General features: G+C 69.7%; 16 protein-coding genes. 9 read left to right on the top strand and 7 right to left on the bottom strand.

Going from position 1 to position 23,058, the window contains the following annotated elements; translation table 11 throughout:
- Positions 1-361 precede the first annotated feature (361 nt).
- Genes CRP56_RS08525 through mtnK form a run of 4 tightly spaced genes read left to right on the top strand, consistent with a single transcriptional unit; the run spans position 362 to position 5,231 of the window.
- Positions 362-1,459: a substrate-binding domain-containing protein gene (locus CRP56_RS08525; protein ID WP_097261834.1), complete on the top strand. Its 1,098-nt coding sequence runs from the start codon at positions 362-364 to the stop codon at positions 1,457-1,459.
- A complete protein-coding gene (locus CRP56_RS08520) occupies positions 1,446-2,975 on the top strand; it encodes a sugar ABC transporter ATP-binding protein (RefSeq protein WP_097261833.1) in 1,530 nt (509 codons plus the stop codon). The genes CRP56_RS08525 and CRP56_RS08520 overlap by 14 nt, the downstream gene beginning before the upstream one ends.
- A gap of 28 nt (positions 2,976-3,003) precedes the next feature.
- Entirely contained in the window at positions 3,004-4,047 is a 1,044-nt protein-coding gene (locus CRP56_RS08515) for an ABC transporter permease (RefSeq protein ID WP_097261831.1), read from the top strand.
- 11 nt (positions 4,048-4,058) lie between these two features.
- A complete protein-coding gene (gene mtnK, locus CRP56_RS08510; RefSeq protein ID WP_097261829.1) occupies positions 4,059-5,231 on the top strand; it encodes an S-methyl-5-thioribose kinase in 1,173 nt (390 codons plus the stop codon).
- Here the strand turns inward: mtnK and CRP56_RS08505 are convergent.
- The 5 genes from CRP56_RS08505 to CRP56_RS08485 form a co-directional block, all read right to left on the bottom strand.
- Positions 5,220-5,768, bottom strand: a complete 549-nt coding sequence (locus CRP56_RS08505) for an SMI1/KNR4 family protein (protein ID WP_097273848.1) — start codon at positions 5,766-5,768, stop codon at positions 5,220-5,222. The genes mtnK and CRP56_RS08505 overlap by 12 nt on opposite strands.
- Positions 5,769-5,948: 180 nt before the next feature.
- Complete coding sequence (locus CRP56_RS08500) at positions 5,949-7,565, bottom strand: glycerol-3-phosphate dehydrogenase/oxidase (RefSeq protein WP_097261827.1); 1,617 nt, start codon at positions 7,563-7,565, stop codon at positions 5,949-5,951.
- A gap of 45 nt (positions 7,566-7,610) precedes the next feature.
- Positions 7,611-9,152 (bottom strand): glycerol kinase GlpK, encoded by a 1,542-nt coding sequence (gene glpK / locus CRP56_RS08495; RefSeq protein ID WP_097261825.1) that lies wholly within the window; start codon positions 9,150-9,152, stop codon positions 7,611-7,613.
- 90 nt (positions 9,153-9,242) lie between these two features.
- Positions 9,243-10,043, bottom strand: a complete 801-nt coding sequence (locus CRP56_RS08490; protein ID WP_097261823.1) for an MIP/aquaporin family protein — start codon at positions 10,041-10,043, stop codon at positions 9,243-9,245.
- 354 nt (positions 10,044-10,397) lie between these two features.
- Positions 10,398-11,162: an IclR family transcriptional regulator gene (locus CRP56_RS08485; RefSeq protein ID WP_097261821.1), complete on the bottom strand. Its 765-nt coding sequence runs from the start codon at positions 11,160-11,162 to the stop codon at positions 10,398-10,400.
- A 305-nt stretch (positions 11,163-11,467) separates the two neighbouring features.
- On the opposite strand from CRP56_RS08485, the gene metH reads away from it, so the two are divergent.
- The 4 genes from metH (at position 11,468) to CRP56_RS08465 (ending at position 19,544) form a co-directional block, all read left to right on the top strand.
- Positions 11,468-14,983, top strand: coding sequence for a methionine synthase (gene metH / locus CRP56_RS08480; protein ID WP_097261819.1), 3,516 nt, complete (start codon positions 11,468-11,470; stop codon positions 14,981-14,983).
- A 184-nt stretch (positions 14,984-15,167) separates the two neighbouring features.
- Complete coding sequence (locus tag CRP56_RS08475; RefSeq protein ID WP_097261817.1) at positions 15,168-15,869, top strand: HAD family hydrolase; 702 nt, start codon at positions 15,168-15,170, stop codon at positions 15,867-15,869.
- A 422-nt stretch (positions 15,870-16,291) separates the two neighbouring features.
- Complete coding sequence (locus CRP56_RS08470; protein ID WP_097261815.1) at positions 16,292-17,899, top strand: ABC transporter substrate-binding protein; 1,608 nt, start codon at positions 16,292-16,294, stop codon at positions 17,897-17,899.
- A 67-nt stretch (positions 17,900-17,966) separates the two neighbouring features.
- Complete coding sequence (locus CRP56_RS08465) at positions 17,967-19,544, top strand: ABC transporter substrate-binding protein (RefSeq protein WP_097261813.1); 1,578 nt, start codon at positions 17,967-17,969, stop codon at positions 19,542-19,544.
- A 66-nt stretch (positions 19,545-19,610) separates the two neighbouring features.
- Here CRP56_RS08465 and CRP56_RS08460 read toward each other — a convergent pair whose 3' ends face one another.
- Both CRP56_RS08460 and CRP56_RS08455 read right to left on the bottom strand, forming a co-directional pair.
- Positions 19,611-20,282: a response regulator gene (locus CRP56_RS08460; protein WP_020141342.1), complete on the bottom strand. Its 672-nt coding sequence runs from the start codon at positions 20,280-20,282 to the stop codon at positions 19,611-19,613.
- 14 nt (positions 20,283-20,296) lie between these two features.
- Positions 20,297-21,274, bottom strand: coding sequence for a RecB family exonuclease (locus CRP56_RS08455; RefSeq protein WP_097261811.1), 978 nt, complete (start codon positions 21,272-21,274; stop codon positions 20,297-20,299).
- A gap of 175 nt (positions 21,275-21,449) precedes the next feature.
- Between CRP56_RS08455 and CRP56_RS08450 the strand changes: the two genes are divergently transcribed.
- On the top strand, positions 21,450-23,027 hold the full coding sequence (locus tag CRP56_RS08450) for a site-2 protease family protein (protein WP_101924575.1): 1,578 nt from the start codon (positions 21,450-21,452) through the stop codon (positions 23,025-23,027).
- Positions 23,028-23,058: the final 31 nt, after the last annotated feature.

Genomic DNA, 23,058 nt, shown 5'->3' with positions numbered 1-23,058 from the left:
GTTCGCACGGGGTGTCGTCATCGGGGCCTCACTGTGCCGGGTCGGGTGCCGGTCCCGCGATGGTAACCCGCCATGTCCGGTCAATCGCGTGTGACGTAGTCGTTGTCTCACCTGCTGAGAAACCGCTTCCACACCTTTGACGGATGGCTGAAATCGTTCTCATGATCTGCGTATGAAGACGCTGCTGCTCGTACGGCGGCTGTACGTGGACCTGCTCCGGACGACCACCGCCAGCTGTCGCTGACCCCTCCCGGAGCCCCGCCCTGCCCTTCTTAGGCGGTGGCGCATTCCCTTCTGCTCGCGCTCCGGGCCAGGCACCCCCTTCATCCGCTCAGCACCACCCCGCACCTGGAGCCCCACCATGTCCCGCACCCGTCTGCCCCTTGCCGCGCTCTCCCTCGCGTCCGTCTCCGCGCTCGTGCTCTCCGGCTGCTCGCAGTCGAGCGACGCCTCCAAGGACGCCGGCGACACCGCCGCCTCCGCATCGGCCGCCACCGGCAAGAAGCCCGCCCCGTTCAGCGCGGGCGCGGTCAAGGTCGCCCTGGTCAGACAGAGCGGCGCAGGCGACTACTTCGAGCAGTGGGGCAACGGCGCCAAGGCGCAGGCCAAGGCCCTCGGCATCGACCTGACCGTGTACGACGCCCAGGCCGACAACGCCAAGCAGGCCACCGACCTGTCCTCGGCCATCAACTCCGGCGCCAAGGCGATCATCATCGACCACGGCTTCCCGGCCACCATCCAGCCGGAGATCGACAAGGCCGTGAAGAAGGGCATCAAGGTCGTCGTCTACGACGTCGAGACCCCCACCAAGGGCGTCGTCTCCACCGAGCAGGACGACGCCAGCATGGCCCAGGCCGTCCTCGACGTGATGGCCCAGAAGGTCGGCAAGAACGCCAAGGTCGGCTACGTCAACGTGGCCGGATACGCCGCCCTCGACAAGCGCAACACCGTCTGGGCGAAGGAACTCGCCGCGCAGGGCTGGAAGCAGGAGTTCAAGGTCGGCAAGGTCACCGACTCCACGGCCACCGACAACGTTCCCCTCGTCTCCGCCGCGCTCACCCAGCACGGCGACGTCGCCGGCGTCTTCGCCCCCTACGACGAGCTCGCCAAGGGCACCGTCCTCGCCGTGCAGAACAAGAAGCTCCAGGACAAGGTGAAGGTCTTCGGCGCGGACGTCTCCAACGCCGACATCCAGCAGATGACCGCCGCCGGCAGCCCCTGGGTCGCCACCGCCGGCACCGACCCGTCCGCCGTCGGCGCCGCCGTCGTCCGCACCACCGCCCTGGAACTGGCCGGTCAGCTGAACAAGACCTCCGTCGAGTTCCCGGCCGTCGCCATCACCCAGGACTTCCTGCGCGAGAAGAAGATCGAGAACATGGACCAGCTGCGCGAGGCGCTGCCGGCGCTGAACCTGTCCCAGGTCTCGACCGCGGACTGGATCTCGAATGTCGCCCACTGAGACGACGAAGACTCCTGCTGTCGCTCTCACCGACGTCAGCATGGCCTTCGCCGGCAAGACGGTCCTGGAGTCCGTCTCGCTGGACATCGAGCCGGGCAGCGTCGTCGCGCTGCTCGGCGCGAACGGCGCCGGCAAGTCCACGCTGATCAAGATCCTGTCCGGCGTGCACACCGACCACGGCGGCCAGGTGCGGGTCGCCGGGGAGCCCGCGGCCCTCCAGTCGCCGCTGGCCGCCCGGCAGTTGGGCATCCAGACCGTGCACCAGCGCATCGGCGAGGGCATCGTGCCCGGCCTCACGGTCGCCGAGAACCTCGCCTTCGAGGAACTCGCCCAGCGCCGCGGCAACCCCTTCCTCAACGGCGCGAAGCTCCTGGCCCGCGCCCGCGAGATCCAGGCGGGCCTGGAACTGGGGTGGAGCGACGCGCTGTTGAAGAGAGACGTCACGGAACTCGGCATCTCCGACCGTCAGTTGCTCATCCTCGCCCGCGCCCTGGCCACCCGCCCGCGCCTCCTCATCCTCGACGAGCCGACCTCCGCGCTGTCGGCGGCCGAGGCGGAACGCCTCTTCGCCCTCGTCGAGAAGATGCGCGACGACGGCATCGCCGTGCTCTACGTCTCCCACCGCCTCGGCGAGATCGACGCCCTCGCCGACCGGCTGGTCGTCCTGCGGGACGGCCGTCTCACCGAGGACCAGGCCAAGCCCTTCGACTGGGACGCGGCCCTGCGCGCGATGCTCGCCCAGGCCCACGAGGCGACCACGGCCCGGCCGGTACGGGAAGGCGCGGCCGGTGAGGTCGCGCTGTCCCTGCGCGGGGTACGTCTCTTCGAGGGCCGCACGCCCCTGGACCTGGATGTCCGCACAGGCGAGGTCACCGGCGTCGTCGGCCTGCTGGGCGCGGGCAAGACCGAGCTGGCCCGCGGCCTGTTCGGCGCCGAGCCCTTCACGTCGGGCACCGTCGAACTCGACGGCAGGCCCTACGCGCCCCGCCGCCCCGCCGACGCCATCCGCGCCGGCATCCACCTGGTCCCCGAGGACCGGCACGCCGACGCCCTCGTCCCCGGCTGGTCCCTCGCCCAGAACGTCTCGCTGCCGTTCCTGAAGTCCCTGTCCCGCCTCGGTCTCGTCAACACGGCCAAGGAGGACGCCCTCGGCCGCGACACCATCGACGCCCTCGGTGTCGTCACCCGCGACGAGCACAGCACCGTCGAGGAGCTGTCCGGCGGCAACCAGCAGAAGGTCGTCGTCGGCCGCTGGCTCGCCGAGACCCCTCGCGTCCTCATCCTGGACGAGCCGTTCCGAGGAGTGGACATCGGTGCCCGCCGTGACATCGGCCGCCGTGCCCGCGCCCTGGCCGCCGAGGGCGCCGCCGTGCTCGTCCTGTCCGCCGACGTCGACGAGGTGCTGGAGGTCGCCGACCGGGTCGTCGTGCTGGCCGCCGGCGAGATCCACCTCGACGCCTACGGCGAGGACGCGGAACGCGACCGCGTGATCCAGACCATCTCGGCGTCGGTGTGACGCCCGCCGCCGCTGAAGGAAGCACCCCATGACCACAGCCCAGAGCACCCCGGTGAAGACGGCGACCCCGTCCACCACGGCCACCCCGGCCGCGCGCGTCCAGAACGCCGTCATCAAGTACGGCTTCATCTTCGTGACGGTCGCCCTCTTCCTCTACTTCGCGCTCAGCGAGGGCTCCTTCCGTGAGTCGGCGACCCTCCTCGACACCCTGCGCTATGTCTCCGTCGCCGCCATCCTCGGCCTCGGCGTCACCCTCACCCTGGCCGTCGGCGGAATGGACATGTCCGTCGGCGCGGTCGCGGGCCTCGGCGTCTCCGTCGCCGCGCAGACCATGGTCGTCTACAACCAGGTCGGCACCGTCGCCATCGTCGCGGTGCTCGCGGCGGGCGCCGTGGTGGGCCTGCTCAACGCCCTGCTGATCGTCGTACTGAAGATCCCCGACATGCTGGCGACGCTCGGCACGCTGTTCATCGTCCAGGGCCTCAAACTCGTCCTGGTCGACGGCCAGTCCATCACCCCCGGCATGACCCTGGACGACGGCACCACCGCGCCCGGCAAGTTCACCGAGGGCTTCCTGAAGATCGACCGCGGCACGGTCCTCGGCATCCCCATCTCCGTCCTCGTCTTCGGCGGGCTGACCATCGCCGCCTGGGTCTTCCTCGCCCGCACCCGCTGGGGCCGGGTGCTCTACGCCATCGGCGCCAACCCCGAGGCGTCCCGGCTGGCCGGCATCCGCGTCGGCGCGTACCGGGCCCTCGCCTACGTCCTGTCCGGCGTCCTCGCCTCCGTCGGCGGCCTGATCCTGGCGTCCCGCATCGGCCAGGGCGACGTGTCGGCCGGTACCTCACAGCTCCTGGAGGCCGTGGCGGTCGCCCTGGTCGGCACGTCGGTCCTCGGCAAGGGCCGACCGAACGTCTGGGGCACGGCCCTGGGCGCGGTGCTGATCGGCATCATCACCACCGGCCTGACCATCAAGGGCCTGCCGTACTACACCCAGGACGTCGTCGAGGGCGCGGTCCTCATCCTCGCCCTGGTCTTCAGCTTCACCCTGTCCAAGCGCCGCACCGCATAGGGGAGTTCACGATGGGTTACCGCATCCTGGAGACCGAGGACATCCCGGCCTACCTGCGCGAGCGCGGCCACTGGGACGAGGCCGCCGACCCGGAGGTCCGCGAGGTCTCCGACGGCAACATGAACCGCGTCTTCCTGGCGACCTCGCCCGCCGGCACCCACAGCCTCGCCGTGAAGCAGGCCCTGCCGTGGGTCCGCGTGGCGGGCCCGTCCTGGCCGATGAACCCGGACCGCGCCGACGCCGAGGCCCGCGCCTACGACCAGGTCGCCAAGGTGGCCCCGGACAAGATCCCGGCGATCCACGGCTACGACCCCGAGAACTACGCCCTCGTCATGGAGGACATGTCGGACCTGGAGGTCCTGCGCACGCTCCTCAACGAGGGCGCGGCCTACGGCCCGGACACCTCGGCCCGGGTGGGCGAGTTCGTGGCCCAGCTCTCCTTCGCCACCAGCGACTTCGGGATGCCCTCCGCCGAGCGCAAGGCCCTGATCGCGGCCTCGGTCAGCCCCGAGCTGTGCAAGATCACCGAGGACGTGGTCCTCTCCGAGCCGTACATCGAGCACGAGCACAACCACTGGCACGAGGGTGTGGCCGACCTGGCGGCGGAGTTCCGCGCGGACGCCCGCCTGCGCACCGAGGTCGCCGACCTCCGGCACACCTTCATGACCAGCGCCCAGGCCCTTCTCCACGGCGACCTGCACACCGGCAGCATCATGGTCGGCGACCGCGAAGGCGCCCCGGTCGTGCGGGTCTTCGACCCGGAGTTCTCCTTCGTCGGCCCGATCGGCTACGACCTCGGCCTGTACTGGGCCAACGCGCTGGTGTCGGAGGAACGGGCCCGGGCGCTGGGGTCTCTGAGCGACCACGGCGACCAACTCCGGCTCTCCTGGGAGGCCTTCGAGACGGAGTTCCGTCGCCTCTGGCCGACCCGCGTCGACACCTTCTTCGACGACACCTACCTGGACCGCTTCCTGCGCCGCGTCTGGACGGAATCGGTCGGCTACGCGGGCACGGAGATCATCCGCCGCATCATCGGCTTCGCCCACCTGACCGACCTGACGACCCTCCCGGACCCGGCACCGGCGTCCCGCAGGGCGCTGCTGCTGGGCCGTGAACTGATCGTGCGCCGCGAGGAACTGCGGGACGTGGCCGCCGTCCGCGAGGCCGTCACCTCACTGGGCTGACTCGGCGTCGAACCACTCCTGGCCGGCGGCCCAGTGCCGCACCCACCCGGCGAAGCCGGGCGCGGCGGTCGTATGACCGAACTCCGCGCCGAACGGCAGGGCGCCCACATCGGTGACCTGCCATATCTGCCCGCGGTGCGGGCCGGTGACGACCAGGTGCCAGTCCATGCCGCAGCCGTCCGTGCCGAGGTTCAGCGACCCCTGGTGGACGACCTGCTCGACGACGGCGTCGGGGTCCGCGTGACCTCCGTCGTCGTCCTCCCACATCCAGGGCTCGGCGAGTGGGAAGGGACGGCCCAGATCCTGCCCCTTGGCACTCTCGGCCAGCCCCACCAGCCCGTACTCCGGCGGCCCCTGGAACGACCCGTCCGACACCTCCGCCACGAAGGTCCGGTACGGCTCCGGCAACACCACGCCGTGCTCCGCCTCGAAGGCGTGCACCGCCTCCCACCCCAGCGCCGAGGCACCCTCGTCGTCCACGCCGAACGCCTCGCGCAGCGCGGCGAGTTCCTCGGGGACGGCCCGTTCGATGTTCATGCGCCCCATGAAAGCACCCGCCACTGACAACGCGGCATGCGAGAGGGGCGGCTCCATCGGCGTGGAGCCGCCCCTCTCGCGTACCGGCCCCATAGGGGAGGAGGGCCGGGCCTCGGTCGGGCCGGCTCCCGTCAGGAGGAGCCGCGCCCTTCGAGTCGTAGCGCCTGCTTCTCGAAGCGCCTACTTCTTGTCGAGCAGGTCCTGCACCTTCGCCCGGACCTCGTCCGTGGCCAGACCCCGGATCGTCAGCGTCGTCCGGCGGCGCAGCACGTCGTCCGCCGTCTCGGCCCACTCGGTGTCACGGGCGTACACGACCTGCGCCCAGATCTCGGGGGCGTCGGGGTGGACGCGCTCACCCAGCTCCGGGTTCTCGTTCGCCAGCCGGGCGATGTCGAAGGCGAGGGAGCCGTAGTGGGTGGCCAGGTGCTTGGCCGTGTCGGCGGCCATGCGCGGACCCGGCGCCGGGTTGTCGACCAGCAGGCGGTGCGCGACCGCGCGCGGGTTGGCGACACCGGGCAGCGGGAGCTTCTTCGGCAGGGACGAGATCGGTTCGAAGTCGTCGCCCAGCGGGTGGCCCGGCAGCGCCTCCAGCTTCTGCATGACGGTGCGGCCGATGTGCCGGAACGTCGTCCACTTGCCGCCCGCGACGGACAGCATGCCGCCCTTGCCCTCGGTCACGACCGTCTCGCGCTTGGCCTTGGCGGTGTCACCGGGCCCGCCCGGCAGCACGCGCAGACCCGCGAAGGCGTACGTGATGAGGTCACGGTCGAGCTGCTGGTCCCGGATGGAGAACGCGGCCTCGTCGAGGATCTGCGCGGTGTCCTTCTCGGTGACCTTGACGTCCGCCGGGTCGCCCTCGAACTCCTCGTCGGTCGTACCGAGAAGGAGCATGTCCTCCCAGGGGAGGGCGAAGGTGATCCGGTACTTGTCGATGGGGGTCGCGAGCGCGGCCTTCCACGGGGAGGTCCGCTTCAGGACCAGGTGCGCGCCCTTGGAGAGGCGGATGGAGGGCGCCGCGTTCGGGTCCTCCATCTTGCGCAGGTGGTCGACCCACGGGCCGGTCGCGTTCAGCACGAGCCGGGCGTTGACCCCGAACTCGTCGCCGGACAGCCGGTCACGCAGCTCGGCGCCCGTGACCCGGCCCCGGGTGAAGCGCAGGCCGGTCACCTCGGCGTGGTTCAGGACGACCGCGCCCGCCTCGACGGCCGCGCGGACCGTCATCAGCGCCATGCGGGCGTCGTTCATCTGGTCGTCGCCGTAGACCGCGACGGCCTTGAGGTTGTCGGTGCGCAGCTCGGGCACGTCCTGCGCCGCCTTCGCGGGGGACAGGAGGTGGCCGACGCCGTCACCGAACGCGGAGAGCGCGGAGTAGGCGAAGACGCCCGCCCCGAGCTTCGCCGCGCCGTGCGGCCCGCCCTTGTACACGGGCAGGTAGAACGTGAGCGGGTTCGCCAGGTGGGGAGCCACCTGGCGGGAGACCGCACGGCGCTCGAAGTGGTTCTCCGCCACCAGCTTCACCGCGCCGGTCTGCAGGTAGCGCAGACCGCCGTGGAGAAGCTTGGAGGAGGCGGAGGAGGTGGCGCCGGCGAAGTCACCGGCGTCGACCAGAGCCACCCTCAGGCCGGACTGCGCGGCGTGCCAGGCGGTGGAGATGCCCAGGATGCCGCCGCCGATCACGAGAAGGTCGTACGACGCCTTGGCGAGCTGCTCCCGGGTCTCGGCGCGGCTCGGGTTGGAGCCGGAGGCCGGGCGCGTACCGAGGGCAGGCACGGACTGGAGGGTGGACTGACTGGTCATTTCGGGTTCTTACTCCTCATCAGAGATGCCGGAGGGGGGAGGCCTTCAGCTCTCCTCGTCCTCGAGCCAGCCCATGGTCCGCTCGACGGCCTTGAGCCAGCTCTTGTACTCACGGTCGCGCTTCTCCGCGGCCATGTTGGGGGTCCACTCGGCGGCTCGGCGCCAGTTGGCGCGCAGGTCGTCGGTGCTGGTCCAGAAGCCGACGGCGAGACCGGCGGCGTAGGCGGCACCGAGGCAGGTGGTCTCGGCGACCATCGGACGGACCACGGGGGCGTCCACGAAGTCGGCGAGGGTCTGCATCAGCAGGTTGTTGGAGGTCATACCGCCGTCGACCTTGACGGCCGCGAGCTCGACACCGGAGTCCTTGGTCATGGCGTCGGTGATCTCACGGGTCTGCCAGGCCGTGGCCTCCAGGACGGCGCGCGCGAGGTGCGCCTTGGTGACGTACCGGGTCAGGCCGGCGATCACACCGCGGGCGTCGGAGCGCCAGTACGGGGCGAACAGACCGGAGAAGGCCGGCACGAAGTAGGCGCCGCCGTTGTCCTCGACCGAGAGCGCGAGCGTCTCGATCTCGGCGGCGGTGGAGATCAGGCCCATCTGGTCGCGCATCCACTGCACCAGCGAACCGGTGACGGCGATCGAGCCCTCGAGGGCGTAGACCGCCTTCTGGTCGCCGATCCGGTAGCCGACCGTGGTGAGCAGGCCGTTGTACGAGTTGACCGGCTTCTCTCCGGTGTTCATCAGCAGGAAGGTGCCGGTGCCGTACGTCGACTTGGCCTCGCCCTCGGCGAAACAGGTCTGGCCGAACAGGGCCGCCTGCTGGTCACCGAGCGCCGAGGCGACCGGGATGCCGCCGAGCAGGTCGCCCAGCTTGCCGCCGGTGACCTCGCCGTAGACCTCGGCGGAGGAGTGGATCTCCGGGAGCATCGACAGCGGCACGCCGATGGACTCGGCGATCTTCTCTTCCCACTCCAGGGTGTGGAGGTTCATCAGCAGGGTGCGGGAGGCGTTGGTGACGTCGGTGTAGTGCTTGCCGCCGTTGACACCGCCCGTCAGGTTCCAGATGACCCAGGTGTCCATGGTGCCGAACAGGATGTCGCCGGCCTCGGCGCGCTCGCGCAGGCCCTCGACGTTGTCCAGCAGCCAGCGGGCCTTGGGCCCGGCGAAGTAGCTCGCCAGCGGCAGACCCGTCTCACGGCGGAAACGGTCCTGCCCGACGTTGCGGCCGAGCTCCTTGCACAGGGCGTCGGTGCGGGTGTCCTGCCAGACGATGGCGTTGTGGACGGGCTCACCGGTGTTCTTGTCCCACAGCAGCGTGGTCTCACGCTGGTTGGTGATACCGATGGCCTTGATGTCGTCCCGGGTGATGCCGGCCTTCTGGATGGCTCCGGCGACGACTTCCTGGACGTTGGTCCAGATCTCGTTGGCGTTGTGCTCGACCCAGCCCGGCTTCGGGAAGATCTGCTCGTGCTCCTTCTGGTCGACGGAGACGATACGGCCGTCGCGGTCGAAGACGATGCAGCGGGAAGAGGTCGTGCCCTGGTCGATCGCGGCGATGAAGGGGCCGGCGGTGTGGGCGTCGGTCACGGTGTGCTCCTGAGGTTCCGTGGATAAGCGGTCTGTCTACGGCTGCTTGCTACGAGTGCTTGCTACGCGTGCTTGCTAGGAGTGCTGCTTCTAAGCGAAAGCGACGTTGTAGATGCCCGCAGCGATCGCGCCGCCGATCAGCGGACCGACGACCGGGACCCAGGCGTAGCTCCAGTCGGAGCCACCCTTGTTGGGCAGGGGCAGGAGGGCGTGCACGATACGCGGACCGAGGTCACGGGCCGGGTTGATCGCGTAACCGGTCGGGCCACCGAGGGACAGACCGATGGAGACGACGACGAGGGCGGTGATCAGGGCGCCCAGGGTGCCCAGGCCCTTGCCGTCGCCGTTGAGGCCCTGCGTGAGGACGGCGAGGACCAGCACGATGGTGCCGATGACCTCGGTGGCGACGTTCTGCCAGGCGACCCGGATCTCCGGACCGGTGGAGAAGATGCCCAGGACCGGGCCGGCGCCCTGCTCCTGTGCCTCGACGGCCTTGGTCTTGGTGGACTGCGCGCCCGGACCGCCGACGATCTCCTTGTCGGTGAGGTGCGCGTGGAACTGGCCGTAGTAGGCGATCCAGACCAGAGCCGCACCGATCATGGCGCCGAGCAGCTGCCCGCCCCAGTAGACCGGGACGTCACTCCAGGAGATGCCGTTCTTCTTCAGCGCGAGCGCGAGGGTCACGGCCGGGTTCAGGTGTGCGCCGGACAGGGGCGCGGAGGTGTAGACGGCCGTGAGAACGGCGAAACCCCACCCGAAGGTGATGGCGAGCCAACCGGCGTTACGGGCCTTGGAGGCCTTCAGCGTGACGGCGGCGCACACGCCACCGCCGAGCAGGATGAGTATGGCGGTACCGATGGTCTCGCCGATGAAGATGTCGGAGCTGGACACCCGCGACTCCTTTGTCCTTCGTCCAGGGAAAGCGGAACCCCGGGTCCCTCCGGTGGTTCGCGTGCCCTCGGGGGTGAGAGCGTTGCCGGCCCTTGGCGTTGTCACACTCTAGCGCGTATTGCCGGTAGGTGTTCGACAATGCCGACCGATGGACGGGAGTCTTGCTCCGGCGTTACGTGCGCGTCAAGGGTTCTGTTATCGAAAGCGCGATCGTTATTGATTGCTGTGGGCTATCGATCTCCAGGCGGGGCAGTTGAGGCGCCTCGCCCGATTTGTCCACTTCAGGGTATGGCGAAGCCGGGGCGCCGTCGCGGCGTCCCGTTGGCTTTACCGATTTCTCTGGCTCGACGGGCCCTAGAAGCGCCCGGCGCCCAGGTCGCGCGACACCGCGCGGGCGCAGTCGCGGACCGCCGCGATCAGCTCGGGCCGCAGCTCGCCGTCCCGGCACAGCCGCTCCACGGCACCCGTGATGCCGACCGCGCCGACGGGCATCCGCCGCCGGTCGTGGATGGGGGCGGCGACTCCCGCGACGCCCTCCCAGGTCTCCTCCACGTCCGCCGCGTAGCCACGCGCGCGGGTGATGTCGAGGACGTTCTCGAAGCTCTCCAGCTCGCACACCGTGCGATCCGTGAACGGTTTGCGGTCCGCCTCGATGACCTCGCTGTGCGCCACCGGGTCGTAGGCCGACAGCACCTTGCCCAGGGCCGTGGAGTGCAGGGGCTGCATGGCCCCGATCTCCAGCACCTGACGGCTGTCGTCGGGCCGGAAGACGTGGTGCACGATCAGCACGCCCTGCTGGTGCAGGACCCCCAGATAGACGCTCTCGCCGCTGGAACGGGCCAGGTCGTCGGTCCACACCAGCGCACGTGCCCGCAGCTCGTGCACGTCGAGATAGGTGGTGCCCAGGCGCAGCAGCTCGGCGCCCAGCTGATAGCGCCCGGAGACGTCGTCCTGCTCGACGAAGCCCTCCGCCTGGAGCGTGCGCAGAATCCCGTGCGCGGTGCCCTTGGCGAGGCCCAGGGCCGAGGCGATGTCCGACAGGCCGAGCCGCCGCTCGCCGCCCGCGAGCAGCCGCAGCATCGCGGCCGCCCGTTCGAGCGACTGGATGTTCCGTGCCATCGCCGTCCTGCCTCCGTCCCCTTCGCCGTCGACCCGCGACGTCGCTGCCGCCGTTCGGCAATGTCGAACACTACTAGTCCATGCCGACCGACCGCCAATAGTCGGACGACACGTTCGCGTCAGTCGACGCGCAGTCTTGCGTCACTCGTATCCCGCTGGTGACCTGCTCGTCATCCTCGTCCGCCCCGTGGACTTCCTGACCATCCTGGTTCGGTCCCGGCTACCCTGGCGGCGTGCGCCTGCTGAGGGAAGCCCCACCGCAGGTCGCAAAGCCGACAGCCGTCGCACCCAAAGGGAGCCCTTTCATGGCCTCGTTGCCACCGTCCCCTTCCGCCGACAGCCGGGCCCGTGTGTCCGCGCTCCGCGAGGCGCTCGCCACCCGTGTGGTGGTCGCCGACGGAGCCATGGGCACCATGCTGCAGGCGCAGGACCCCACTCTTGAGGACTTCGAGAACCTCGAAGGCTGTAACGAGATCCTCAACGTGACCCGCCCGGACATCGTCCGCTCCGTCCACGACGCCTACTTCGCGGTGGGCGTGGACTGCGTCGAGACCAACACCTTCGGGTCCAACCACACGGCCGCCTCCGAGTACGACATCGCCGACCGGGTCCACGAACTGTCCGAGGCCGGCGCCCGCATCGCCCGTGAGACGGCCGACGAGTACACCGCCCGCGACGGCCGCCAGCGCTGGGTCCTCGGCTCCGTCGGCCCCGGCACCAAGCTGCCCACTCTCGGCCACATCGACTACGCCACCATCCGCGACGGCTACCAGGCCAACGTCGAGGGCCTGCTCGCCGGCGGCGCCGACGCCCTGATCGTCGAGACCACCCAGGACCTCCTGCAGACCAAGGCCTCCGTCCTCGGCGCCCGCCGCGCCATGGCGGCACTCGGCGCCGACGTACCCCTCGTGGTCTCCATGGCCTTCGAGACGACCGGCACCATGCTGCTCGGCTCCGAGATCGGCGCCGCGCTGACCGCGCTGGAGCCGCTCGGCATCGACATGATCGGCCTGAACTGTTCCACCGGTCCCGCCGAGATGAGCGAGCACCTGCGCTATCTCACCCGGCACTCCCGCATCCCCCTGCTGTGCATGCCGAACGCCGGCCTGCCCATCCTCACCAAGGACGGCGCGCACTTCCCCCTCGACCCCGAGGGCCTGGCCGACGCCCAGGAGAACTTCGTCCGCGACTACGGCCTGAGCCTCATCGGCGGCTGCTGCGGCACCACGCCCGAGCACCTGCGCCAGGTCGTCGAACGCGTCCGCGACCTCACCCCGGCCGAGCGCCACCCGCACCCCGAGCCCGGCGCGGCCTCCCTCTACCAGACCGTCCCGTTCCGCCAGGACACCTCGTACCTGGCGATCGGTGAGCGCACCAACGCCAACGGCTCCAAGAAGTTCCGTGAGGCGATGCTGGAGGGCCGCTGGGACGACTGTGTGGAGATGGCCCGCGACCAGATCCGCGAGGGCGCGCACATGCTCGACCTGTGCGTGGACTACGTCGGCCGCGACGGCGTCGCCGACATGAAGGAACTGGCCGGCCGCTTCGCCACCGCCTCCACGCTGCCGATCGTCCTGGACTCCACCGAGGTCGACGTCATCCAGGCCGGCCTGGAGAAGCTCGGCGGGCGCGCGGTCATCAACTCCGTCAACTACGAGGACGGCGACGGCCCCGAGTCCCGCTTCGCGAAGGTCACCCAGCTCGCCCAGGAGCACGGGGCGGCGCTGATCGCGCTGACCATCGACGAGGAGGGCCAGGCCCGCACCCCGGAGAAGAAGGTCGAGATCGCCGAACGGCTGATCGACGACCTCACCGGCAACTGGGGCATCCACGAGTCCGACATCCTCATCGACACCCTGACCTTCACGATCTGCACCGGTCAGGAGGAGTCCCGCAAGGACGGCATCGCCACCATCGAGGCGATCCGCGAGCTCAAGCGCCGCCACCCGGACGTGCAGACCACGCTGGGCCTGTCGAACATCTCCTTCGGCCTGAACCCGGCCGCCCGCATCCTGCTGAACTCGGTCTTCCTGGACGAGTGCGTCAAGGCGGGCCTGGACTCGGCGATCGTGCACGCGTCGAAGATCCTGCCGATCGCCCGGTTCTCCGAGGAGGAGGTGCAGACAGCCCTCGACCTCGTCTACGACCGTCGCGCCGAGGGCTACGACCCGCTGCAGAAGCTGATGGCCCTGTTCGAGGGCGCCACCACCAAGTCCCTGAAGGCGGGCAAGGCCGAGGAACTGGCCGCGCTGCCGCTGGAGGAGCGCCTCAAGCGCCGCATCATCGACGGCGAGAAGAACGGCCTGGAAGCCGACCTCGAGGAGGCCCTCCAGGACACGCCCGCTCTCGACATCGTCAACAACACTCTCCTGGACGGCATGAAGGTCGTCGGCGAGCTGTTCGGCTCCGGCCAGATGCAGCTGCCGTTCGTGCTCCAGTCCGCCGAGGTGATGAAGTCGGCGGTCGCCTACCTCGAACCGCACATGGAGAAGTCGGACGCCGAGGGCAAGGGCACCATCGTGCTGGCCACGGTCCGCGGCGACGTCCACGACATCGGCAAGAACCTCGTCGACATCATCCTGTCCAACAACGGCTACAACGTGGTCAACCTCGGCATCAAGCAGCCGGTCTCCGCGATCCTGGAGGCGGCCGAGGAGCACAAGGCCGACGTCATCGGCATGTCCGGGCTGCTGGTGAAGTCCACGGTGATCATGAAGGAGAACCTGGAGGAGCTCAACTCCCGTGGCATGGCCGCCGATTACCCGGTCATCCTCGGCGGCGCCGCGCTGACCCGCGCCTACGTCGAACAGGACCTCCACGAGATCTACCAGGGCGAAGTCCGCTACGCCCGCGACGCGTTCGAGGGCCTGCGCCTGATGGACGCCCTCATCGGCGTCAAGCGCGGCGTGCCCGGGGCGGCGCTGCCCGAGCTCAAGCAGCGCCGGGTGCGCGCCGGTTCCGTACAGGCCGAGGAGGAGCGGCCCGAAGAGGGGCACGTCCGCTCCGACGTCGCCACCGACAACCCCCTCCCCACCCCGCCGTTCTGGGACACCCGCGTCATCAAGGGCATCCAGCTCAAGGAGTACGCCTCCTGGCTCGACGAGGGCGCCCTCTTCAAGGGCCAGTGGGGCCTGAAGCAGGCCCGCACCGGCGACGGACCGACCTACGAGGAACTCGTCGAGACCGAGGGCCGCCCGCGGCTGCGCGGGCTGCTCGACCGGCTCCAGACGGAGAACCTCCTCGAAGCAGCCGTCGTCTACGGCTACTTCCCGTGCGTCTCCAAGGACGACGACCTGATCATCCTCGACGACCAGGGCAACGAGCGCACCCGCTTCACCTTCCCGCGCCAGCGCCGCGGCCGCCGCCTGTGCCTGGCCGACTTCTTCCGCCCGGAGGAGTCGGGGGAGATTGACGTCGTCGGCCTCCAGGTCGTCACCGTGGGCTCCCGCATCGGCGAGCAGACCGCCAAGCTCTTCGAGGCCAACGCCTACCGCGACTACCTCGAACTGCACGGTCTGTCCGTCCAGTTGGCCGAGGCCCTCGCCGAGTACTGGCACGCGCGCGTGCGGTCGGAACTCGGCTTCGCCGGGGAGGACCCGAGCGACATCGAGGACATGTTCGCCCTGAAGTACCGGGGCGCGCGCTTCTCCCTCGGCTACGGCGCCTGCCCCAACCTGGAGGACCGCGCCAAGATCGCCGACCTGCTCCAGCCGGAGCGCATCGGCGTCCACCTGTCCGAGGAGTTCCAGCTGCACCCCGAGCAGTCCACGGACGCGATCGTGATCCACCACCCGGAGGCGAAGTACTTCAACGCCCGCTAGAAAGGTGCCTGAGGGGCACATAAGCGCAGCTCAAGACGGCCCCCGGCGGTACTTGAGATGTGCCCCGGGCCACGTCGGATAAACAAGGCGCATCCCCCGGGACAGTCGTACACTGGACGGTCCATCGCAGGCCGGTTCCCTCCGTGGGAACCGGCCTGATCGTCCCTCAAGGAGGTGCGCCTAGATGACCAGTACGGTCCCCGCGCTCGGAACCCGTACGGCCGAAGGCTCGGCCCTGCAGGCCGTGCTGCTCGACATGGACGGCACCCTGGTGGACACCGAGGGCTTCTGGTGGGACGTCGAGGTGGAGATCTTCGCCGGGCTCGGCCACACCCTCGACGACTCCTGGCGCCATGTCGTGGTCGGCGGTCCCATGACCCGCAGCGCGGGGTTCCTGATCGAGGCGACCGGCGCCGACATCACCCTCCCCGAACTCACGGTGCTGCTCAACGAGGGCTTCGAGGACCGCATCGGCCGCGCCCTGCCGCTGATGCCGGGCGCCCTGCGGCTGCTGGCCGAACTCTCCGAGTACGAGATCCCCACCGCCCTGGTCTCCGCCTCCCACCGGCGCATCATCGACCGCGTGCTGACCTACCTCGGCCCCCAGCACTTCGCCCTCACCGTCGCCGGCGACGAGGTGGCGCGCACCAAGCCGCACCCCGACCCCTACCTCTTCGCCGCCGCGGGACTCGGCGTCGATCCGGCCAGATGCGCCGTCGTGGAGGACACCGCCACCGGTGTCGCCGCCGCCGAGGCAGCGGGCTGCCATGTCGTGGCCGTGCCGTCCGTCGCGCCCATCGCCCCCGCCGCCCGGCGCACCGTCGTCGGCTCCCTCGAGGAGGTCGACCTGGCATTTCTGCGCGGCCTGATGACGGAAATGCGCTGAGCGTTCACCCAGCGTGCATCGCGGATAACGCAAGCATTTCCGAGCCGCGCGCAAAGGAATTCGAATCTTGATCGCTGACCGAATTCCGCTGTCCGTACACCTTGTTGAGCATGTGACGTTCCCCACTCGACGGGAGGTCGACAGGTGGCGCAGCCTGTGCCTGCGGCCCGCAATGAGAGGGTTGTGCCGTGCCCTTGTGTCCTGATTGATGGAAACCTGCACTAATCCTTCCCCTGTCGGGTTTTCGGTGTGTCCGCACCCGGTTTCGCTCCGTGATGACACCTCAACTCCGGTGCCTGTGAACCCCTCTGCGAGCGCGGACTAATCTCGTCGCGAGAACATCACCGCACCCCCCCGTGGATCCGCCGCACCACCCATGCATGCCGGATACACGGACTCGACAGCTCTGGAGAAACTCGAGCATGAACCGCAAGACTTTGGTGCTGCCGGCCGTGATCGGTCTGCTCGCGCCGGTTCTCGCCGCCTGCGGCGGGTCCGACGGCAGCAGCGGCGGCGGAGACGCGATAGTCGTCGGCACCACGGACGCGGTCACTGCCTCGAAGGACGCCCCCGCGCCCCTCGACCCGGCCTACGCCTACGACGCCGGCATCTGGAACATCCTGCGCCAGACCGTGCAGACCCTGATGATCCAGCCGCGCGGCGAGGGCGAGCCCGTGCCCGAGGCCGCCGAGAGCTGCGGTTTCACCGACACCGGCAACGAGCGCTACGCCTGCAAGCTGCGCCCGGGCCTGAAGTTCGCCAACGGCGACGATGTCACCGCCAAGGACGTCAAGTACTCCATCGACCGCGCGCGGAACATCAACGTCGAGGGCGGCCCGGTCGGCCTGCTCTCCACCATCGACACCGTCGAGACCCAGGGCGACCGTGAGGTGATCTTCCACCTCAAGACGGCCGACGCCACCTTCCCGTACAAGCTCTCCACGCCCGTCGCCGGCATCCTCGACCCCGAGGACTACCCGGCCAAGAGCCTGCGCGACGGCTTCGACCTCGACGGCTCCGGCCCGTACACCATGTCCGCCGAGGTCAAGGACGACCAGCTCGTCAGCGCCGTGTTCACCAAGAACCCCAACTACAAGGGGATCCTGAAGGTGAACAACGACAAGGTCGAACTGCGCACCTTCGCGGACGCCGACGCCATGGGCACCGCCATCGACAAGGGTGACATCGACGTCATGTCCCGCACGATGTCGCCCGAGCAGATCGAGAAGCTCTCCGCCGCGTCCAGTGACAGCGATGTCGACCTCGTCGAGATGCCCGGCCTGGAGATCCGCTACCTGGCCTTCAACACCAACGCCCCGACGGTCAAGACCAAGGCCGTGCGCCAGGCGATGGCCCAGGTCATCAACCGCAGCGAACTCGTCTCCAAGGTCTACGGCTCCGAGGCCGAACCGCTGTTCTCGCTGGTGCCGGCGAGCATCATCGGCCACTCCAACTCGTTCTTCAACAAGTACGGCGACCCCAGCAAGACCAAGGCCGCAGCCCTCCTGAACAGGGCGAACATCACCACCCCGGTCAAGCTGACGCTGCACTACACCACCGACCACTACGGCTCGGCCACCAAGAAGGAGTTCGAGCAGCTCCAGCAGCAGCTCAACGCCTCCGGCCTGTTCGACGTCAGCATCAAGGGCGAAGCCTGGAAGACCTTCCGCCCCGCCGAGCAGAAGGGCACGTACGACGTCTACGGCATGGGCTGGTTCCCGGACTTCCCCGATGCCGACAACTACCTCGCGCCCTTCCTCGACAAGGACAACTTCCTCGGCTCGCCCTACGCCAACAGCGAGATCCGCAACACCCTGATCCCGGAGTCCCGCCGCCAGGCCGACCGGCTGTCCGCCTCCAGCAGCCTCACCGACATCCAGGACATCGTCGCCGACGACGTCCCGGTGCTGCCGCTGTGGCAGGGCAAGCAGTACGTCGCCGCCCGCGACGACATCACCGGCACCGCCTACGTCCTCAACTCCTCCTCCACCCTTCAGCTGTGGGAGCTCGGCCGTGGCGTGAGCGGCTGATCGTCCCTGCCCGGGGCCCGGGACGGCCGGCCCCGGGATCCGACACCCGACGACAAGGCACTCGCACGTGAACCTGCGCAACCAGTGGCCGGTCCTGCCCATCATGGCGGGGCTGGCCTCCGGCCTGTTGACCGGCTGCGGCTCGGAGAACGGAGAATCCGGAAGCGGTGGCTCCACCGTGGTGATGGGGATGTCCGACGACGTCCTCGCCACCGACCCGGCCTCCGGCTACGACCCCGGCTCGTGGCTGCTGTTCAACAACGTCTTCCAGTCGCTGCTCAGCTTCCCCAAGGGAGGCACCGAGCCGGTGCCGGAAGCCGCCGAGAGCTGCGGGTTCAGCGACAGCCAGACCAAGGTCTTCAAGTGCACGCTGAAGGACGGCCTGAAGTTCAGCAACGGTGACGACCTCACCTCGGAGGACGTCAAGTTCTCCTTCGACCGCATGCTGAAGATCAACGACGACGCCGGCCCCGCGATCATGTTCCCCATGCTCGACAAGGTCGAGACGCCGAACGAGAAGACGGTCGTGTTCCACCTGAACACGCCCGACGCCACCTTCCCCAGCAAGCTCGCCTCCGGCGCCGGCTCGATCGTCGACCACAGCCAGTACGACGCCGACAAGCTCCGCGAGGACGGCGAGGCCGTCGGCTCCGGCCCCTACAAACTCGACTCGTTCGACGACGGCGAGGCCGTCTTCTCCGTCAACGAGAACTACGAGGGCTCCGCCAAGATCAAGAACTCGGGCGTCACCCTGAAGTTCGGCGTCGACCAGGCCCAGCTCAAGCAGGACCTCACCGACAACAAGATCGACATCGCCTACCGAGGCCTCAGCGCGAGCGACATCTCCGACATCGAGGCCGCCGGCAGCGACGCCGACGTCGAACTCGTCGAAGGCACCAGCGCCGAGGTCCAGCACCTCGTCTTCAACATGGACGACCCCGTCGCCGGCAAGCTCGGCGTCCGCAAGGCCATCGCCTACCTGCTCGACCGCGACGCCCTCATGGCCAAGGTCTACCAGGGCACCGCCACCTCGCTCTACTCGATCATCCCGGCCGGTATCGCGGGCCACAACACGGCCTTCTTCGACACCTACGGCGCCCGCCCCTCCAAGGCCAAGGCCGCCGCCGCCCTCAACACCGAGGGCATCACCGGCAAGGTCAAGCTCACCCTCTGGTCCACCCCCACCCGCTACGGCCCCTCCACCGACCAGGAACTCAAGGCGATCGCCGGCCAGCTCAACGACAGCGGCCTCTTCGCCGCCGACGTCAAGTCCGTCGCCTACGACCAGTACGAGAAGGACATAGCCAAGGGCAAGTACGGCGTCTACGTGAAGGGCTGGGTCCCCGACTACCCGGACGCCGACAACTTCACCGCCCCCTTCTTCGGCAAGGGCAACGTGCTGAGCAACAACTACACCAACAGCACGATCACCGACACGCTCATCCCGCGCACCGCCGCCCAGAGCGACCGCGCCGCCACCGACAGCGACTACGGCCACCTCCAGGACGTCGTCGCCGCCGAACTCCCCGTCCTGCCCCTGTGGCAGGCCAAGCAGTACGCCGTCGTCCGCGACAGCGTCTACGGCCTCGAGTACTGCCTCGACGCCTCCACCGTCTTCCGCTTCTGGGAGATCAGCAAGGGCTGACCGGCCCCGGCAACAGCAAGGGCGCCCCCTCCGGAGAGCGGGCGCCCTTGCTGTTGCCGGCTGTGGCTACTGCGCGCCGGGGCGCACCAGCCCGCTCTCGTACGCGTACACCGCCGCCTGCACCCGGTCCCGCAGCCCCAGCTTCGTCAGCACATGCCCCACATGCGTCTTCACCGTGGTCTCGCTGACGAACAGATCGGCCGCGATCTCCGCGTTCGACAACCCTCGCGCCACCAGCTTCAGCACCTCCACCTCACGATCGGTGAGCGTGTGCAGCGTGTCCGGCACCGGCTCGTCACCCGACGGCAGATGCGTGGCGTACTTGTCGAGCAGCCGCCGCGTGATGCTCGGCGCGAGCATCGCCTCACCCGCGGCCACCACCCGGATCGCCTGCACCAGCTCGTTGGCCGGCGCGTCCTTGAGCAGGAAGCCGCTGGCCCCCGCGCGCAGCGCCTCCACCACGTACTCGTCGAGATCGAACGTGGTCAGCACCAGCACCTTCGCCGGACCGTCCCGCCCGGGCCCGGTGATCTGCCGGGTCGCCTCGACGCCGTCCATCCGGGGCATGCGGATGTCCATGAGAACCACGTCGGGCTGCAACGCCCGCACCTGGTCGAGCGCCTGAAGGCCGTCTCCGGCCTCGCCGACCACAGCGATGTCCTGCTCCGCCTCCAGAATCATCCGGAAGCCGGTACGCAGCAGCGGCTGGTCGTCGACCAGTAGGACGCGGATGGCCACGTGACACTCCTTCGCTAGTCCGGCCCCATTCTGCCCTGTGACGCCCCGCCGGACTCGGCCGCCCTCACCGGCAGCGGATACGGCGGGGGAGTACCGCCGAACTCCGGGCAGTGCGCCTGGTGGTCACACCAGCCGCACAGCTTCGTCGGCCGCGGCCGCCAGTCGCCCGTCTCCGTCGCCAGCCGGATCGCCTCCCACAGCGCCAGCAACTTCCGCTCCACCCGCTCCAGATCCGCCGGCACGGGGTCGTACGTCAGCACGTCACCACTGCCGAGATACACCAGCTGCAACCGCCGCGGCACGACCTGCTTCAGCCGCCACACCACCAGCGCGTAGAACTTCATCTGGAACAGCGCACCCTCGGCGTACTCCGGCCGCGGCGCCTTGCCCGTCTTGTAGTCGACGATCCGCACCTCACCCGTGGGCGCCACGTCCACCCGGTCGATGATCCCGCGCAGCCGCAGCCCCGACTCCAGCTCCGCCTCGACGAACAACTCCCGCTCGGCAGGCTCCAGCCGCGTCGGATCCTCCAGACTGAACCACCGTTCCACCAGCTGCTCGGCCTCCCCGAGCCACCGCGCCAGCCGCTCACCCTCCGGATCGTCGGCGAACAGCTCCACGACCTCGGGCCGCGACTCCCGCAACCGGTCCCACTGGCCGGGGACCAGCGACTTCGCCTGGGGCGCCGTCCGCTCGCCCGCCGGAGCGTCGAACAGCCGCTCAAGCACCGCATGCACCAAAGTGCCCCGCGTCGCCGCCTCACTCGGCTTCTCCGGCAACCGGTCGATCACCCGGAACCGGTACAGCAACGGGCACTGCATGAAGTCGCTCGCCCGCGACGGCGACAGCGACGCGGGCGCTATGGCGACACGCGCCTCGGCCGTGACCGTCACATCCTGTGCCGTCGCCGCCTGCTCGCCCACGACCGGCGGATCCACGTCCGCGACCCCGCCGCCGGCGGCCTCCGCCGCGCCCTCGGTGCTCGTCTCCATGCCCACAGACCTTACGGCCCACCACTGACAGTGACCCACTCACCGCCCGGACCCGCACGACGGCCCGGGAAACACGGGGGGTGCCGGGGCGGAACGCGTCGCGACCGCCGCATACCATCGACCCCGAGACCCTTCCGCCGGCAGGCGCGGAAGACGCTTCGAACGAGGGGACACCGTGGACGAGAGCGGCGGGAGCGGGCAGCCGCGGTCCGGCAACGACGAGCCGACCCAGCACGCAGGCCCTACGACCCCGGCCGCCGACCCCACCACGGGGGAGGGGCAGCGGGACGAGCCCACGACCGGCCCCACCGAGGACACGACACCGGGCGAAGCGACCCCGCCGAGCAGCTCAAGCACCACGGACGCCGAGGCGAAGCGCCAGAAGGCGGAGCCGGACGACCACACCGACGGGGAGGCCACGGAGACCACCGGGTCCACCGGGTCCACCGGGGCCACCGGGGCCACCGGGGCCACCGACGGTGTCGAGGACCACCCGACGACGCCGCGGACCCCCACCCCCCACGACCAGGACCCGGCCCACGACCACCGCACCCTCGCCCACTCCGGCGCCACCAAGGGCCGCCCGCCCCAGCGGCAGCGCGAACCCGGTGGAGGACTGCTCATGGGACGCCCCTTCGGCGTGCCCGTCTACGTCGCGCCCAGCTGGTTCCTCGTGGCCGCCCTCATCACCTGGGTGTTCGGCGGACAGCTCGACCGCGTCCTGCCCGAACTCGGCGCCGCCCGCTACCTCGTCTCCCTCTTCTTCGCGATCGCCTTCTACGCCTCCGTCCTCATCCACGAACTCGCCCACACGATCGCCGCCCTCCGCTTCAAGCTCCCCGTACGCCGCATCCAGCTCCAGTTCTTCGGCGGCGTCTCCGAGATCGAGAAGGAAGCCGAGACCCCCGGCCGCGAGTTCGTGCTGGCCTTCGTCGGCCCCCTGCTCTCCCTCGTCCTCGCCGGCCTCTTCTACGTCGCCCTCCAGCCCGTCGAACCCGGCACCGTCCCCGGCGTCCTCCTCGCCGGCCTGATGATCTCCAACCTCATCGTGGCCGCCTTCAACCTCCTGCCCGGCCTGCCCCTCGACGGCGGCCGCATGCTCCGCGCCGTCGTCTGGAAGATCACCGGCAAGCCCATGAGCGGCACCATCGCCGCCGCCTGGGTCGGCCGCGCCCTCGCCGTCTCCGTCCTCATCGGCCTCCCGCTGCTCACCCAGTCCGGAGCCCTCGGCTCCAACGCCGAGGACAACGTCGGCATGGACACCGTCATGGACGCCCTGCTCGCCGCGATCCTCGCCGCCATCATCTGGACCGGCGCCGGCAACAGCCTTCGCATGGCCCGGCTGCGCGAACACCTCCCGGAACTGCGCGCCCGCAACCTCACCCGCCGCGCCGTCCCCGTCGAGACCGACACCCCCCTCTCCGAGGCCCTGCGCCGCGCCAACGAAGCCGGCGCCCGCGCCCTCGTCGTCGTCGACACCGACGGCGAACCCCTCTCCCTCGTCCGCGAGGCCGCCATCGTCGGCATCCCCGAACACCGCCGCCCCTGGGTCGCCGTCAGCGGCCTCGCCCAGGACCTCACCGACGGCATGCGCGTCTCCGCCGAGCTGGCCGGCGAGGACCTCCTCGACGCCCTGCGCGCCACCCCCGCCACCGAATACCTCGTGGTCGAGGACACCGGCGAGATCTACGGCGTCCTGTCCGCCGCCGACGTCGAGCGCGCCTTCGTCAAGGCCATGGCCCGCCCCTCCTAGTGGTCGGCGGCCCTCCGAAACGCCGGTAGTC

The sequence above is a fragment of the Streptomyces sp. TLI_55 genome, from assembly GCF_900206255.1.
Lineage (GTDB): Bacteria > Actinomycetota > Actinomycetes > Streptomycetales > Streptomycetaceae > Streptomyces > Streptomyces aquilus.
Note: the sequence above shows the minus strand (reverse complement) of the source record. Positions and strands in the feature narration are given on the sequence as shown.

What these genes read in the sequence shown, in the direction of transcription:
- CRP56_RS08500 (WP_097261827.1), bottom strand. Translation starts at nt 7,565, where the DNA reads ATGACCAGTCAGTCCACCCTCCAGTCCGTGCCTGCCCTCGGTACGCGC.
- CRP56_RS08515 (WP_097261831.1), top strand. Translation starts at nt 3,004, where the DNA reads ATGACCACAGCCCAGAGCACCCCGGTGAAGACGGCGACCCCGTCCACC.
- CRP56_RS08470 (WP_097261815.1), top strand. Translation starts at nt 16,292, where the DNA reads ATGAACCGCAAGACTTTGGTGCTGCCGGCCGTGATCGGTCTGCTCGCG.
- CRP56_RS08505 (WP_097273848.1), bottom strand. Translation starts at nt 5,768, where the DNA reads ATGAACATCGAACGGGCCGTCCCCGAGGAACTCGCCGCGCTGCGCGAG.
- CRP56_RS08520 (WP_097261833.1), top strand. Translation starts at nt 1,446, where the DNA reads ATGTCGCCCACTGAGACGACGAAGACTCCTGCTGTCGCTCTCACCGAC.
- CRP56_RS08475 (WP_097261817.1), top strand. Translation starts at nt 15,168, where the DNA reads ATGACCAGTACGGTCCCCGCGCTCGGAACCCGTACGGCCGAAGGCTCG.
- metH (WP_097261819.1), top strand. Translation starts at nt 11,468, where the DNA reads ATGGCCTCGTTGCCACCGTCCCCTTCCGCCGACAGCCGGGCCCGTGTG.
- CRP56_RS08455 (WP_097261811.1), bottom strand. Translation starts at nt 21,274, where the DNA reads ATGGAGACGAGCACCGAGGGCGCGGCGGAGGCCGCCGGCGGCGGGGTC.
- CRP56_RS08525 (WP_097261834.1), top strand. Translation starts at nt 362, where the DNA reads ATGTCCCGCACCCGTCTGCCCCTTGCCGCGCTCTCCCTCGCGTCCGTC.
- mtnK (WP_097261829.1), top strand. Translation starts at nt 4,059, where the DNA reads ATGGGTTACCGCATCCTGGAGACCGAGGACATCCCGGCCTACCTGCGC.
- CRP56_RS08485 (WP_097261821.1), bottom strand. Translation starts at nt 11,162, where the DNA reads ATGGCACGGAACATCCAGTCGCTCGAACGGGCGGCCGCGATGCTGCGG.